Here is a 14,939-nt window from a genome sequence, read left to right on the forward strand (position 1 = left end):
CGCCGGAGGTGTAGGACTGCCCCGTCATCCGGGCCTCGAACTCCGCCGACCGGTCGCCGGCGAAGACGAGGTGGGAGTGGCTGTCGACGAAGCCCGGGATCACCGCCCGCCCCTCGACGTCGACGCCCCGGTCGGTCGACGGGGCCTGGTCGCTGGCGCCGACCCAGGCGACCTGGCCGTCGTCGATCACCAGGGCTGCGTCGTGGAGCACGCCTGCCTCGCCGTGGGTCACGAGCTCACCGATGTGGTCGACCAGGGTGCTGCCTGCCGGTGCGTTCATGCCCAGACCTCCTCGATCGCTGCGTCCAGCTCGCGCCCCACCTCAGCACGCTCGCCGGGTCGGACGACGATGCGGCCGTCGACCATCACCTGGTGCACGTCCTCGGCGACGGCCGCGAAGACCACCGTGTGCTCGTCGCCACCGGTGCCGGCCGTGCGCGGGCTGGTGTGGTCGAGCGTGACCAGGTCGGCGCGCTGGCCGACCGCGATGCGACCGGCGTCGGACCAGCCCAGGCTGTGGTGCCCCGTCGCCGTGGCGGCCTCGACGAGCTCGGCCGCCGACCAGTGGCCTCGCTGCTCCCGCGCCAGCCGCTCGTCCAGCTCGACGGCCCGCATCTCCTCGAAGAGGTCGATGACCGCATGGCTGTCGCTGCCCAGGGTCAGCCGGGCGCCGGCCGCGTGGAGCTGTCGGCTCGGGCCGATGCCGTCACCGAGGTCGCGCTCGGTGGTCGGGCAGAACCCCGCGAAGACGCGCGCGCTCCCGAGGAGACCGATGTCGGACTCGCTGAGGTGCGTGGCGTGCACCACGGTGGTGCGCTCCCCGAGCACGCCCGCGTCGGCCAGGACCTCGGTCGGGGTCCGGCCGTACGCCGCCAGGCACTGCTCGTTCTCGAGGCGCTGCTCGGAGAGGTGCACGTGCAGCGGGCGCGTGGGGTCGGTCCCGAACGGCACGAGCGCCTCGCGGGGCACGGCTCGCACGGAGTGGAAGGCCTGGCCGATCAGCACCCCCTCCTGCAGCTCGGAGTCGTCCAGCAGGCTCAGCCGCTCGCGCCAGGCCGCGCTGTCGCCGTCCGAGAACCGTCGCTGCACGCCCTCGGGCGGTCGGCCGATCGCCGAGGTGAGGTAGCAGGTGTCGAGCAGGGTGATCCGGATCCCGGCCTCGCGCGCCGCAGCGATGACGGCCCGACCCATGGCGTTGGGGTCGTCGTAGCGAGCGCCGTCGCGAGCGTGGTGGAGGTAGTGGAACTCCCCCACGCTGGTGATGCCGGCCGCGACCATCTCGCGGAAGACCGCACGGGCCAGGCGGTGGTAGGTGTCGGGGTCGAGACGCTCGGCGAGGGCGTACATCTGCTCGCGCCAGGTCCAGAAGGTCCCGCGCTCGCGCTGGGTGCGCCCGCGCAGCGCACGGTGGAAGGCATGGCTGTGGCAGTTGGCGAGACCGGGGATCGTCAGCCCGGGCACGCGAACGACGTCGTCAGGTGTGTCGTGCTCGTCGGGCTCCGTCAGGACCTCGGTGAAGCGTCCGTCGCGCACGCCGACCCGTACGTCGGCGGCCACGCCGTCCGGCAGCAGTGCGCGCTCGAGCAGGTAGGTCGTGCCGCTCATGCCGACAGCTCCTCGAGGGTGTCGGCGAGGGCGACGACGCCGGCGAGGCAGTCGTCGGTCTCGGCGTGCTCGGCCGGGGAGTGCGAGACCCCGGTGGGGTTGCGCACGAAGAGCATCGCCGTGGGGATCCCCGCAGCCGAGAGGACGCCGGCGTCGTGCCCGGCCTGGGTGGGGATGATCGGCCACCCGCGCGGGGCAGCGATGCGGGCGGCCAGGTCGCCGGCGAACGCCACGGCGCGTGACACCGACTCGGCCGTCATGCTCACCGCCGTGCCGTCGGAGGCCGCGCTCTGCTGGGCCTGGTCGAGGATGGCGGCGACGAGCTCGTCGAGCGACTCGTCGGTGGCGCCCCGCGCGTCGAGCCACGCGGTCACCCGCGAGGGGATCGCGTTGGTGCCGTTGGGCTCGACGGCAAGCCGGCCGAACGTCGCCCGCTCCTCGGCGAGCCGTGCCTTCTGGCTCGCGGCCAGGGCGGTCGCCGCGTAGGTGAGCATCGGGTCGCGACGGTCCTCCATCCGCGTGGCGCCGGCGTGGTTGGCCTCGCCGGTGAAGTCGAACCGGTAGCGCCCGTGCGGCCAGATCTCGCTCGCCGCGGCCACGGCCTGGTCGCGGTGCACGAGGTCGCGGCCCTGCTCGACGTGCAGCTCGACGAAGCAGCCGACGTCGGCGAGCAGGGTGGAGCCCTGCGTCGGGTCGAGCGACGCCTGCGCCCACGCGTCGCCGAGGCGTACGCCGTCCCGGTCGGTCAAGGCCTCGGCCTCGGCGGGAGTCAGCGTGCCGACGGCCAGTGCGGATCCCAGGCAGGCCCGGCCGAAGCGGGAGCCCTCCTCCTCGACGAATGCGGCGATCCCGATGGGCTTGCTCGGCACGAAGCCCCGCTCGCGCAGCAGGTCGACCGCGGCGAACGCCGAGACCACCCCGAGCGGGCCGTCGAAGGCGCCGCCGTCGAGGACCGAGTCGAGGTGCGAACCGGTGAGCACGCCGTCCGGGCAGCTCCCCCGCTCCCCCCACTCCCTCCACTCCCCCCACCAGGCCACGGTGTTGCCGAAGCCATCGCTTCGTAGCTCCAAGCCGCGCGCCAGGGCCTCCTCGGCGAACCAGGCCGCGCACTCGCGCTCGGCGGCACCGAACGGCTGGCGGAAGTAGCCGCCGGAGCGGGCCGAGCGTCCGACGTCGCGCAACGACGTCCACATCTCCTCGAAGCTCATCGGTCGGCCGTCAGCCCTCGCTCATCGGGATCCGGACGCCGCGCTCGGCGGCCACCTCGTCGGCGCGCTCGTAGCCGGCGTCGACGTGGCGGATCACGCCCATCGCCGGGTCGTTGGTGAGCACCCGCTCGATCTTCTGCGCCGCGAGGTCGGTGCCGTCGGCGACGCAGACCTGCCCGGCGTGGATCGAGCGGCCGATGCCGACGCCGCCGCCGTGGTGGATCGAGACCCAGGTGGCGCCGGAGGCGGTGTTGACCAGGGCGTTGAGCAGGGCCCAGTCGGCGATCGCGTCGGAGCCGTCGAGCATCGCCTCGGTCTCGCGGTAGGGCGAGGCCACCGAGCCGCAGTCGAGGTGGTCGCGACCGATCACGACCGGCGCCTTGAGCTCACCGGAGGCGACCATCTCGTTGAACTTCAGTCCGGCGAGGTGGCGCTCGCCGTACCCGAGCCAGCAGATGCGGGCGGGCAGGCCCTGGAAGGCCACGCGCTCGCCGGCCATGGTGATCCACTTGTGGAGCCGCTCATTGTCGGGGAACAGCTCGAGGATCGCCTTGTCGGTGGCGGCGATGTCGGCGGGGTCGCCCGAGAGCGCGGCCCAGCGGAAGGGGCCCTTGCCCTCGCAGAAGAGCGGGCGGATGTAGGCGGGCACGAAGCCGGGGAACTCGAACGCACGGTCGTAGCCGCCCTTGCGGGCCTCGTCGCGGATCGAGTTGCCGTAGTCGAAGACCTCGGCGCCGGCGTCCTGCAGCTCGACCATCGCCCGCACGTGGGCGGCCATGGAGGCCTGGGCGGCCTTGGTGAAGGCGACCGGGTCGGCCTCGCGCTGGGCCTGCCACTCCTCGAAGGGCACGCCGACCGGCAGGTAGTAGAGCGGGTCGTGGGCCGAGGTCTGGTCGGTGACGATGTCGACGGGCGCCTGCTGCTCCAGCAGGGTCGGCAGCATCTCGGCGGCGTTGCCGAGCACCCCGATCGAGAGCGGACGGCGGGCGTCGCGGGCCTCGACGGCCAGCTCGAGCGCGTGGTCGAGGGAGTCGGCCTGCACGTCGAGGAAGCGGTGCTCGATGCGGCGGGTGATGCGCGACTGGTCGCACTCGATGCAGATCGCGACCCCGTCGTTCATCGTGACGGCCAGGGGCTGCGCGCCACCCATGCCGCCGAGGCCGGCGGTGAGGGTGATGGTGCCGGCCAGGGTGCCGCCGAAGCGCTTGTCGGCCACGGCCGCGAAGGTCTCGAAGGTGCCTTGGAGGATGCCCTGGGTGCCGATGTAGATCCACGACCCGGCGGTCATCTGGCCGTACATCGTCAGGCCGAGGTCCTCGAGGCGGCGGAACTCCTCCCAGTTGGCCCAGTCGCCGACCAGGTTGGAGTTGGCGATGAGCACGCGGGGCGCCCACTCGTGGGTGCGCATCACGCCGACCGGCTTGCCCGACTGCACGAGCATCGTCTCGTCGTCCGCAAGCGTCTCGAGCGTGCGCACCAGGGCGTCGTACGCCTCCCAGCTGCGCGCGGCCTTGCCCGTGCCGCCGTACACGACGAGCTCGGCGGGGTTCTCGGCGTTGGCGGGGTCGAGGTTGTTCATGAGCATCCGCAGCGGCGCCTCGGTCTGCCAGGAGCGGGCGGTGAGCGTGGTGCCGGTGGCGGCATGGATGGGCAGGCGCGGGTTGGTCTGGCTGTTGGTGGTCATCGCAGGTCTCCGATCACTTCGTGGACGGCGTGCAGGACGGCTCCGGAACGCACCAGCTCGACGGCGGTCTCGATCTCGGGTGAGAGGTGGCGGTCGGGCCCGGGGCCCTCGATGCCCGCCTCGCGCAGGAGGCGGACGACGGCCGCGGTGGCCTCGGACGGCTGGAGAGGGGCGCGCTGGTCGAGGGCTCTCGCTGCGGTGAGCACCTCGATGGCGACGACGCGGGTCAGGCCGTCGACAGAGCGACGCAGCTTGCGGGCGGCCGACCAACCCATCGACACGTGGTCCTCCTGCATCGCCGAGGAGGGGATGGAGTCGACCGATGCGGGAGCCGCGAGCCGCTTGAGCTCGGAGACGATCGCGGCCTGGGTGTACTGGGCGATCATCATCCCGCTGTCGACGCCGGGGTCGTGGGCGAGGAACGGCGGCAGCCCGTTGCTGCGGGACTTGTCGAGGAAGCGGTCGGTGCGGCGCTCGCTGATCGAGGCGACGTCGGCGGCCACGATCGCCAGGAAGTCCAGGACGTAGGCGACCGGGGCACCATGGAAGTTGCCGTTGGACTCGACGCGGGCGTCCTGTCCGTCGCCGGCCGGGACCACGACGGGGTTGTCGACAGCGCTGGCGAGCTCGCGGCCGGCCACCTGGGCGGCGTACTCGACCGTGTCGCGGGCCGCGCCCTGCACCTGCGGCGAGCAACGGAGCGAGTAGGCATCTTGCACGCGGGTGCAGTCGGCCGTCTGGTGCGAGGCGATGACGCCGGAGCCGGCCAGGATCGCCACGAGGTTGGCCGCCGAGAGCGCCTGGCCGGGGTGCGGGCGGATCGCCTGGAGCTCGGGGGCGAACACGCGGTCGGTGCCGAGCTGGCCCTCGACCGACATGGCAGCGGAGATGTCGGCGGTGCGGAGCAGCAGGCGGAGGTCCTCGATGGCGAGCACGAGCATGCCGAGCATCCCGTCGGTGCCGTTGATGAGCGCCAGGCCCTCCTTGGCGCCGAGCTCGACCGGGGTCAGACCTGCGGCGGCGAGGGCGTCGGCGGCCGACATCAGGGTGCCGGTCGCGTCGCGGACCTCGCCCTCGCCGATCAGGGCCAGCGCACAGTGCGAGAGCGGCGCGAGGTCGCCGGAGCAGCCGAGCGAGCCGTACTCACGCACCACCGGGGTGATGCCGTGACTGAGCAGGCCGGCGAGCAGCTGGGCGGTGGCCGGCCGGATGCCGGTGTGGCCGGTGGCCAGGGTCGAGAGACGTAGCAGCATCAGGGCCCGCACGACCTCGCGCTCGACCTCGGGGCCCGAGCCGGCGGCGTGCGAGCGCACGAGTGAGCGCTGCAGCTGGGCCCGCAGGTCGGTGGGGATGTGGCGGGTGGCCAGGGCGCCGAAGCCGGTGGAGATCCCGTAGACCGGGACCGGTGCTGCGGCGAGCTCTTCGACGACCGCGCGCGAGGCCGCGAGCGCAGCGAGCGCCGCGTCGTCGAGGTGCACCGGGGCACCGTGGCGAGCCACGCGCACGACGTCGTCGAAGGACACCGGTCCGGTGCTGAGCGACACGGCGGGCTCGTCTGAGTTCATGTCTCGAGTCAACGCCTGACCGAGCCCCGCCGCCAGAGCCGCGCACGTCGTACCGTCTCGGATACGAGACTGAGCGGCGTACGGTGGCCGGGTGTCCCAGACCCCCTCAGCCACCCGCGCGCTGCGCATCCTGCGCTTTCTTGCCGCGCAGCCGCACCCGGTGCCGCTGGGCGTGATCACCCGCGAGCTGGACCTGCCGCGCAGCACCGGCTACCACCTCCTCAACGCGATGATCGAGGAGGGCTTCGTGGTGCACCTGGCCGACGAGGGCAGGTACGGCCTGGGGGTCGCCGCGTTCGAGGTGGGCGGCGGCTACGCCCGCCAGGAGCCACTGCAACGGATCACCCGGCGCCACGTCGCTGCGCTGGCCGACCGCACGGGCGCCTCGGCTCACCTCGCGGTGCCGCACGGTCGTGACGTCCTGTACGTCGTCCAGGAGCGCGCGCCTGGCCGACCTCCACTGGTGACCGAGGTCGGCGTCCGACTGCCCGCGCACCTCACGGCCACCGGGCGCGCGATCCTGGCGGCCCTGCCGGCCAACCAGGTGCGTGCGCTGTATCCCGACCGCTCGGTCTTCGTCGAGCGACGCGGGAGCGGGCCGACGTCCCCCTCGATGCTGCGCGACCTCCTGCGCGAGGTCCGGCGGCGCGGCTACGCAGTGGAGGACGAGGACGTCACCGAGGGTCTGGCCAGCGTGGCCGCACCGGTGCTGGACCACAACGAGCACCCGGTCGCCGGGATCGCGGTGACGTTCGACCGCGACCTGGCCCCCGCGCCGTTCGTGGAGGCCGTGCTCGAGACGGCACGGACCGTGAGCAGACGACTCGCCGGTCGCTGACCGCGGGGCCTCCGCTCAGAGGGCGCCGTCGTACGCCGCCAGGAAGGCGCCGACCGCACGTCGTACGTGAAGCTCCTGCTCGGCGGGCGACGGCGCTACGTCGTCTCCGAGATACATCGCGGCATTGGTCGGCGCTCCCATGACCAGCCAGTTGAGCTGCTCGGCCGCGACCGCCGGGTTCGGCACCTGCACCCATCCGCGCGCGTCGAGCTCGCCCAGCAGCGCCTCGAGGGCGGCCACGGCGCGACGCGGTCCCTGGTCGTACACGGCGCGGGCAAGGTCGGGGAACCGCGGCACCTCGCTGATCACGAGCCGGCGCAGGCGCAACAGGCGCGGGGTCATCACCACCGCCAGCTGGTGACCGAGGAGCTCTTCCAGCGCCTCACGGACATGCTCCCTCGATGCCGGGACCGCGGACCCCGCTGACACCTCGTCTCCGGCACCCTTGGTCATCGCCGTGACGAGCTCGACGAAGAGCTGGTCCTTCGTGCCGAAGTGCGTGTAGACGGTCTGCTTCGACACCTGCGCCATGTCGGCGATCTCGTCCATTGTGACGCTGTCGTAGCGCGCGGCGAGGAACGCCTGCTCGGCAGCAGCCAGAATCGCGTGTCGCTTGGCCAACGACGAAGGACGCAGCGTGGCCGCCTCTTGACTCTTCACACCCGTGAGTCTACTTTCCCAACATCACACTGACCAGTCTTGAAAGTCACGAGGTCCCCGCATGGTTCGATCACCCGGCTTCCAGACCACCACCTCGAGCGACGGCACCCGCATCGCCTACGAGGTGCGCGGCGACGGCCCGCCGGTGGTCCACGTGACCGGCGCGATCTGCCATCGCACGTTCGGACCGGTCCGATCCGGAGCGAAGGTCCTCGCCCAGGCCTTCACCGTCGCGACGTACGACCGGCGCGGCCGCGGTGACTCCGGCGACTCGCCCTCATGGTCATTGGAGCGCGAGGTCGACGACATCTCGGCAGTCATCGCCGAGCTCGGCGGCACGGCCCTGCTCTATGGCCACTCATCTGGGGCCGTGCTCGCGCTGCACGCGGCGCACCGCCTGAGCCATCAGGTGGAGCGGGTGGTGCTGTATGACGCGTCGTGGGCCGCCGACGAGGCCGACGCTGCGACCTACGCGGACCTGCGAGGTGAAGTGGGCGATCTGCTGGACCGAGACCGGCCCGCTCGCGCCCTCAAGCGCTTCCTCGCCGGGATCGGCATGCCTCGGGTCTTCGTGGCGGTGCTGCCGGCACTGCCCGGCTGGCGTCGGATGCGAGCCCTGGCGCCGACGTTGCGCTACGACATGGACCTGACCGCCCAGCCGCCGCCGCTCGAGGTGGCTTCCCAGGTGTCCGTCCCCGTGCACGTCATCGTCGGCGAGAAGAGCCCCGACGAGCTCCACCGCGTGGCGAGCACCCTGGCCGCCGCGATCCCGGGAGCCACCCACGAAGTACTGGCCGGACAAGACCACATGGTCTCGGAGAAGGCGCTGCTCCCAAGCCTGGTCCGCGCACTCTGTCCTGACAGCCGGACTCACTGAGGTCACGCGCCCTGGACTCAACGAAGTAAGGCTGTCAGTTCCGATGAGCGCCGCCCCGACCGCGGGATGTCCGGTCGAGTCAGTTCCAGTCAGCGACACCGGGCGCCGGTGCGAACCCATCCGAAAGACCGGTCACGTCGCGGAAACGCGCGACCTCTGCCTGGGGGTATTTCGAGACCCGGACACTGACGAGACTTGTCGAATCCTCCAGGTCGCCTAACGACCTGCTCGCGGGCCGTACCCCGAAGAGCTCCAAGCGAGTCAACTTGGGAAGCATGACGAGCGGTCGCAGCGAGTCCACTTCGGTGACCTTGCCCGACGAGTCCCAACTCGGCAGTGTCGAGAGTCGGAGCGTGCGGAGATTCGTCAACCGCGCCAGCGGGGCCAAATCGGTCACACCCGGCAGGTGCAGAAGGCTCAGGTACTCCAGGTCGTCCAAGGAAGCGACGGGTTCGAGGTCGGCGTCAGGGTAGGTAGCGACTACGAGGGTCTTCAGGTGTTGGTACTGCATCACCAGCGCGAGTGACTCGTAGTTGCAGTGCCACACCCGAAGCGCCGTGACGTCGGCAGCATCCGGATCGGTCGGCATGGTCTTGGTTTTGTCACGCATGAGGTCCCGGAACACGCCCTCAGCGTAGTGATCCCTTCCGCCCGGCCATCGGCACGATCGGGCGTTACGGACGTCCCCAGCCACTAGTGAGGTTGGTGGTGCCGGTGGGCGTGCGGAGGTAGCCGAGGCCATGGGGGTCGGTCCACAGGTAGGTGCCTGGGTCGGTCACCGGGTCGAGTGGCCGGTAGGTCCAGCCGGCGTGGGTCTTGAGTCGGTGGTGATGTCGACACAACGGGGCCAGATTCTGTGGGGTTGTCGCGCCTCCCACCGCGTAGGCGATGGTGTGGTCGATGTCTGCCCTGGCGGAGGGCTTGGTGCAGAACGGGAAGACGCACTGAGGGTGGATCAGCGTCACGGCCTCGCGCATCCGGTCGGGGATCTCGTAGGCCTCGACATGGGTGGCGACCTGGTCGTTGAGGTCGATCACGGGCTTCACCGTCACCGCGGTGTCGGTGCGTGAGCACCACTCACGGATCTGCTCGGCGAACATCGGCTCGCCGGTGGTGGCGTTGCGTCCGATGACCTCACGCCCGGCCAGGGCGGCCTCGGCGAGGTGGAGGTAGAGCACGACCTGCTTACGCGCCGGCGCCGGCGCCTGCTCCCCAGCAAGCATCGCCAACGCCTGGGCAGGGTCGGCCAGCACGCCCAACGCCATCGAGCGGCGTACGTCGAGGGACTCGGTGCAGCCGCTCTCCTTCAGCGCTGCGGCGAGCGCGGCCAGGGTCTGGTCGAGGTCGTGGAGGTCTTTCCAGTCACCACGCGCGGCGAGGTCGGCGATCCCGTTGTGGTTGATCGAGGCCTCCATCACGCGGGCGTAGCGGGCGTCAAGCTGCTCGAGCTGCTCGATCTCCCTCTCCTCGGCATGCAGGCGCAGCATCGCTTCGTCCAGGAACCGGGCCAACGTGATCGGCCCGACCGTGCCCGCGATCGGGGCGATCCGGGCATCGAGGTCGGCCACGACATCAGCGTGGGCTCCCAGCACGGTCTGCGCGATCCGACGGGCACGCCAGGCCTGGACCTCCCCGGCGCGGACCCGCGACCACACCAGCGGGAGGCGGTGCTTGAGGATCAGGGCGTCACGGATCAACGACTTTCCACCGGTCGTGGACGTCTTGTTCGCGGCCGCGAACGCCGCCGGCGCGTCCCAGGCGATCCCCGGGATGCCGCACCACTCCATCACCTCGACGTCGTCCGCGCCGGCGACGGTGGCGTCATAGGGCCCCACCGCACCCGGCAACGGCCCGCGCACCCGCCAGGGCCGTTCGACGCCGTGCTCGTCGAGGTCAGGATGAGCATGCGCCCACTCCACCGCCAGCTCGAGGATCTCGACCTCAGCCGCATCCGCCACCTCCCGCGCCTGACCCAGACGCCCCAACAACGCAGCCGGCGTCGGCGCGACGTCGGGCAACCCGGGAGCGGTTGCGAGGGTGGGGACCATGGATCCATTATAGGGGAACGAGTGTTCGAATACAAGGTTTATTGCGCAAGCTGATGGGCGCTCGCCTCGCTACCGACGCCCATCGCCACGACGTAGAGAAGCACCAGGAACCACACGGCGACCGCCAGGGTGACCAGTCCGACTCCCACCAGGACGACTACGAACGACTGGTCCAGCGCGACCAGCGCCGGCGAGAGGAGAAGCACCCCGGTGAGGCCGATGGACAGCGTCCGAATGGTCCGCGCTGACGAGGCCCTGGCCGGGCAGGTGTCCATGATCGCCGTGCAGGTGGCGACCTCGAGGACGAGGATCGCGAGCAGCATCGACAGGGTGATGGGCAGGCCCTCCCCGCCGATCATGTCCAAGACTGCCGGGATCACGGCCAGCCAGGCAGCGAGCCCGGCGACGCGGAAGCCGTGGTGCACCGGCCTGAGCGAGGACAGCGCCACCGCGGCCATCACCAGTCCGACGGGGTCGGGTAGCAGGTCGAACCCGTTGTAGCGAAGGTCGACCATGACCAGGAGGAGACCCGCCGCCACAGTGACGAGGGGACGCAGCGACGGCGGCGGGGTGTCAGGCAGCTGGTCGGCATTCGCCCGATCCGCGCTCCGCGCACGCCGCCACACCACCAGCAGCGCCGCTCCGAGCAGGATGACCAGGACGGCGCCCGCCCACAACCAGGGCGTCCGGGGGTCCGACGTCCCCTGCTGCTCCGCCGGCGCGATCAGTGGCTGCTGCCACAGAGCGGTGGCGAAGGTCGGCGTATTGATCTGCTCACCGGCGCCTGCGAGGTCCAGCGCCTCGACCTCACCGCTCACGATGTCCACGACGTGAACAGTGCTCCGGTAGTGGCCGACCACCACGTGCGTGCGGTCGCGCCAGCCGAGCAGCTGTGCGGGGCGCACCCGCGGAGGCAGGTCGATGGCGCTGTCGCGTGCCTCCGCCACGGTCTCGCCGGCGTAGAGCCGCCACGGCCCCTTCTTGCCGGCCGGGCCGCCGATGTAGGCGAAGCCCGTGTCGTCGGGACCCCAGGACGCAGCGACGACGTCCCGCGGGAGCGTCAGGGTCCTCCGCTCGCCGGAGTCGGGGTCGACCCGGAAGACGTCCTGCCCGCGGGCCCAGGTCACCCCGGTGGGGGCCGTCCCCAGGCTGGGCAGCCAGTAGCGTCCCGGCCCCTCGATCACGGTGGGCGCGCCGTCCTCGACGTCCCAGGCGACCAGCTGGTGCGACCGCGACCTCGCGCCCTTCGGGCTGCTCGGCTTCTCGTAGCTGGTGAGGAGGAATCGGGAGTCGCCCGAGAAGGCCAGGTCGGCCATCGTCGCGCGGACCCACGGCTGCCCTGGCACAGCGAGCCGCGTGACCTCACCGGTGGCCGTGTCCAGGACCGACCACCCCGCGATGCGCTGAACCACCCCAGCGGAGCGGCTCTGGTGCGCTCTCACCCAGCCGATCCGGCTCCCGTCGGGTGACACCGTGAAACCACCGATCATTCCCCAGCTCTCGACGGAGTGACCGGGCAGCTGCAGCCACGTGGCACTGCCGTCGATCGCCGACACCGCGAACGGCGCGAGCCTCGTGAGCTCGTCGAAGAGGCCCACGGGTTCGGTCCGGGTGGCGATGCCCACCGCCGCCACGGGCCAACGCACGTCCGCGGAGCCCGCCCACTCGCCGGGGGCGTTCACGGCCGTCGGGAGATGACGCTCGCCGAGCAGTCCCGCGCCGCCGGAGCTGTCGTCTGCGTGAGCGCCCTCCCCCACTGACAGCAGTCCGAGCAGCATCGTGGTGAAGAGCGCCACGACTGCAGCCGTGGTGCGTCCCGAGCGAATCATCACGGCGGACACTGTGCCCGTGCCCGACCGAAATACGCAGCAGCCGCCCCGACGGAGGTCGAGGCGGCTGCGGATCTGCGAAGAGCGGCTGTCGTCAGGGCTTGAGCAGACCGACGACCTTGTGCGCGGCCTCGGTGCTGGAGGCCGGGTTCTGACCGGTCACGAGCTTGTCGTCGACGACGACGTGCGGCGCCCAGGCGTCGCCCGAGGAGAAGGTCGCCCCGGCCTCGCGCAAGCGGGACTCGAGCAGCCAGGGGGCCTTGTCGGCGAGCCCGGCCTGCTCCTCCTCGGCGTCGGTGAAGGCGGTGAGCTGACGGCCGGCGAAGAGCCAGGAACCATCGGCGCGCGTGGCGGGCAGCAGCCCGGCCGGGCCGTGGCAGACCGAGGAGACGACCTTGCCGCCGTCGAGCATGGTCACCAGGATGCGACCGAGGTCCTCGCTGACGGCGAGGTCCTCCATCGGGCCGTGGCCGCCGGGCACGAAGACGGCGTCATAGGAGTCGAGGTCGACGTCGGCGAGCACGAGCGTCGACTCGAGGCGGTCGGACAGGGCGTCCAGGGCCTTGCGCTGCTTGACCGACTCCTCCTCGCCGATCGTGTCGGCGGCGAGGCTGCCCTCGTCGACGACGGGGGTCTTGCCCTCGGGGCTGGCGAGGTCGACGTCGATGCCGGCCTCGGAGAACACCTCCAGCGGGGACAGCACCTCCTCGGCCCAGAACCCGGTGGGGTGCTTGGTGCCGTCGTTGAGGGTCCAGTGGTCGGAACCGGTCAGGGCGAACAAGATCTTCGGCACGTCAGTACTCCTCGGGTCGGGGTGGAAGCGCCATGTGGCGCCGTCTCTCGACGCTACCGGCGAGGTGGTCACGCTCCGCCTCGTCCGACGAGGGGGTTGAAATTCGTGCCGCAGCGCTGCAACTCTTCAGGTGCGGGGTGTGCGTCGGGACACGTGCGGTCGTCGTCGACGCGACGTCGCGACCGAATCAGCACACGTACATGGGGGTTCGACGATGAACACACGGACAGCACGACCGGCACTCGCCCTGGCGATGACAGCAGCGGCTCTGACCGCCGCGGCGCCCGCCTTCGCCGGCGGCACCGACGTGGTGAAAGGCAAGCTCTCCGCACTCGCGGCAGGGGTCGACCGGGGCTACGAGATCTCCGGGCCCGTCCGGCTCCAGCGACGTGCGGACTCGACGACGGTGCGGCTCAACGTCCGAGGGCTGCAGGGCCGGACGACGTACATGGCGCACCTGCACGAGGCTCCGTGCGAGCAGAGCGGTGGCGGTCACTACCAGGACGACCCCGAGGGCGGCACCACTCCACCGAACGAGCTCTGGCTGACGATCGAGACCAATCCCTCGGGCAACGGGCACGCCGGCTCCACCGAGCACTGGGCGGTGCGCGACGGTGACCGATCCGTGGTCATCCACGACGCCGAGGACGGCGCCAAGATCGCTTGCGCCGACCTGCCGCTCGGCTGAGGGCAACCCGCCTGCCTCACCGATCAGGGACCTTCACGGCTCGGGCCGCGCGGGCGTCTCCGTCAGCGTGCAGCGGGCGGACGGCGTCGGATGATCGACGAATGTCGTACGCCCCGCGACCTCGCCGGGCCTTCACCGAAGCCCCGGACGCGGCGTAACGTGCAAGCTCAACCCGAGCAGGCGGTCGCGTGAGACGCCACCAGGAGTTGAAGCATGCCGCCGGAGACGGAGCACCCATGAGCACCGGAGCGCCAGTTCGACACGGCGAGCAGGGCAAGGCTCGCCGGCACCTCAGCTATGCCAACGTGAGCGCGACCCTCGCGCTCGTCGTCGCCCTCAGCGGGACGGCCTACGCGGCCAACACCGTGCGCAGCAAGGACATCGTCAACGGCCAGGTCAAGACCGCGGACCTCGGCAAAGCTGCTGTTGCGACCAGCAAGATCAAGAAGAACGCCGTCACCACCAGCCGGATCAAGAAGAACGCAGTCACGACGAACCGGATCAAGAGCGGCGCCGTTGCACCCGACGACCTGAACCCCGCGACGTTCCCCCACTTCATCGTCAGCGACTACGACAGCTCCAACACCAACACCAGCATCAGCGGCGGTCTCGTCGCCGTGCTCACCGTCGAGCTGACCACCCATGTCGAGAGCCACGTAATGGTGACCTCCAACGTCGAAGTCGATGCCGACGGCGGCAACAACGACGACGCGTTCTGCTACATCAGTGGGAGCGAGACGGGGGCGCCCACCGGCGACATCTCCCAGCGCGTGACCGTCGACATCTCCCACACCAACCTTGCCCGCAACAACATCGCGAACCACGGCAACGCCGTGGTGCCGGCCGGCACGCACGCCTTCCGCGTGTTCTGCGGCGTCAACGTGGGCGGTCAGACGATCGAGTTCGACTCCGGCGACGTCTCGGCGATCGCCGTGCCCGTCGATCCCGACAACCTGCCCGGCCCGCCTGCGGTCGAGCCCCGGGCCGGCAAGCAGCGAGGGGTCGAGGGTCACTGACGGCCGGCATCCCTGAACCAGAGGCCGAGGACGCACAGCAGCCGCTCCGACCGAAGTCGGAGCGGCTGCTTCAAGAGGGCTGGCTCTCGGTGGGGTGACCCACCGAGACCGGCGATGCTGCGGCGCCT

The 14,939-nt window shown here is 71.2% G+C and carries 13 protein-coding genes and 1 pseudogene; 4 read left to right on the plus strand and 10 right to left on the minus strand.

Going from position 1 to position 14,939, the window contains the following annotated elements:
• The 5 genes and pseudogenes from VOI19_RS02815 to hutH form a co-directional block, all read right to left on the minus strand.
• Positions 1 to 280: pseudogene (locus VOI19_RS02815) on the minus strand (imidazolonepropionase); the annotation flags it as partial.
• Entirely contained in the window at positions 277 to 1,605 is a 1,329-nt protein-coding gene (locus tag VOI19_RS02820) for a formimidoylglutamate deiminase (RefSeq protein ID WP_323791439.1), read from the minus strand. The pseudogene VOI19_RS02815 and the gene VOI19_RS02820, both read right to left, overlap by 4 nt.
• Positions 1,602 to 2,813, minus strand: coding sequence for an allantoate amidohydrolase (locus VOI19_RS02825; protein WP_323791440.1), 1,212 nt, complete (start codon positions 2,811 to 2,813; stop codon positions 1,602 to 1,604). Before VOI19_RS02825 ends, VOI19_RS02820 begins: the two co-directional genes overlap by 4 nt.
• A gap of 10 nt (positions 2,814 to 2,823) precedes the next feature.
• A complete protein-coding gene (gene hutU / locus VOI19_RS02830; protein WP_323791441.1) occupies positions 2,824 to 4,497 on the minus strand; it encodes a urocanate hydratase in 1,674 nt (557 codons plus the stop codon).
• Positions 4,494 to 6,062 (minus strand): histidine ammonia-lyase, encoded by a 1,569-nt coding sequence (hutH, locus tag VOI19_RS02835; protein ID WP_323791442.1) that lies wholly within the window; start codon positions 6,060 to 6,062, stop codon positions 4,494 to 4,496. Before hutH ends, hutU begins: the two co-directional genes overlap by 4 nt.
• A 91-nt stretch (positions 6,063 to 6,153) precedes the next feature.
• Here hutH and VOI19_RS02840 point away from each other — a divergent pair, with 91 nt between their 5' ends.
• Positions 6,154 to 6,900, plus strand: a complete 747-nt coding sequence (locus tag VOI19_RS02840; RefSeq protein WP_323791443.1) for an IclR family transcriptional regulator — start codon at positions 6,154 to 6,156, stop codon at positions 6,898 to 6,900.
• Between the two features lie 15 nt (positions 6,901 to 6,915).
• Here VOI19_RS02840 and VOI19_RS02845 read toward each other — a convergent pair whose 3' ends face one another.
• The gene (locus VOI19_RS02845; RefSeq protein WP_323791444.1) at positions 6,916 to 7,560 is read right to left on the minus strand and encodes a TetR/AcrR family transcriptional regulator; all 645 of its coding nucleotides are present in this window, start codon (positions 7,558 to 7,560) and stop codon (positions 6,916 to 6,918) included.
• Between the two features lie 61 nt (positions 7,561 to 7,621).
• Between VOI19_RS02845 and VOI19_RS02850 the strand changes: the two genes are divergently transcribed.
• A complete protein-coding gene (locus VOI19_RS02850; RefSeq protein ID WP_323791445.1) occupies positions 7,622 to 8,437 on the plus strand; it encodes an alpha/beta hydrolase in 816 nt (271 codons plus the stop codon).
• 79 nt (positions 8,438 to 8,516) lie between these two features.
• Here VOI19_RS02850 and VOI19_RS02855 read toward each other — a convergent pair whose 3' ends face one another.
• The 4 genes from VOI19_RS02855 to VOI19_RS02870 form a co-directional block, all read right to left on the minus strand.
• Positions 8,517 to 9,062, minus strand: a complete 546-nt coding sequence (locus VOI19_RS02855; protein ID WP_323791446.1) for a hypothetical protein — start codon at positions 9,060 to 9,062, stop codon at positions 8,517 to 8,519.
• Positions 9,063 to 9,111: 49 nt separating this feature from the next.
• Entirely contained in the window at positions 9,112 to 10,485 is a 1,374-nt protein-coding gene (locus VOI19_RS02860) for an HNH endonuclease signature motif containing protein (RefSeq protein WP_323791447.1), read from the minus strand.
• A gap of 38 nt (positions 10,486 to 10,523) precedes the next feature.
• Positions 10,524 to 12,317 (minus strand): hypothetical protein, encoded by a 1,794-nt coding sequence (locus tag VOI19_RS02865; RefSeq protein WP_323791448.1) that lies wholly within the window; start codon positions 12,315 to 12,317, stop codon positions 10,524 to 10,526.
• A 91-nt stretch (positions 12,318 to 12,408) separates the two neighbouring features.
• Positions 12,409 to 13,107: a type 1 glutamine amidotransferase domain-containing protein gene (locus VOI19_RS02870; protein WP_323791449.1), complete on the minus strand. Its 699-nt coding sequence runs from the start codon at positions 13,105 to 13,107 to the stop codon at positions 12,409 to 12,411.
• A gap of 214 nt (positions 13,108 to 13,321) precedes the next feature.
• On the opposite strand from VOI19_RS02870, the gene VOI19_RS02875 reads away from it, so the two are divergent.
• Complete coding sequence (locus VOI19_RS02875; protein ID WP_323791450.1) at positions 13,322 to 13,795, plus strand: hypothetical protein; 474 nt, start codon at positions 13,322 to 13,324, stop codon at positions 13,793 to 13,795.
• A 236-nt stretch (positions 13,796 to 14,031) separates the two neighbouring features.
• The gene (locus VOI19_RS02880; protein WP_323791451.1) at positions 14,032 to 14,811 is read left to right on the plus strand and encodes a hypothetical protein; all 780 of its coding nucleotides are present in this window, start codon (positions 14,032 to 14,034) and stop codon (positions 14,809 to 14,811) included.
• Positions 14,812 to 14,939 lie beyond the last annotated feature (128 nt).

It is taken from the genome of Nocardioides sp. (assembly GCF_034670285.1).
GTDB lineage: Bacteria > Actinomycetota > Actinomycetes > Propionibacteriales > Nocardioidaceae > Nocardioides.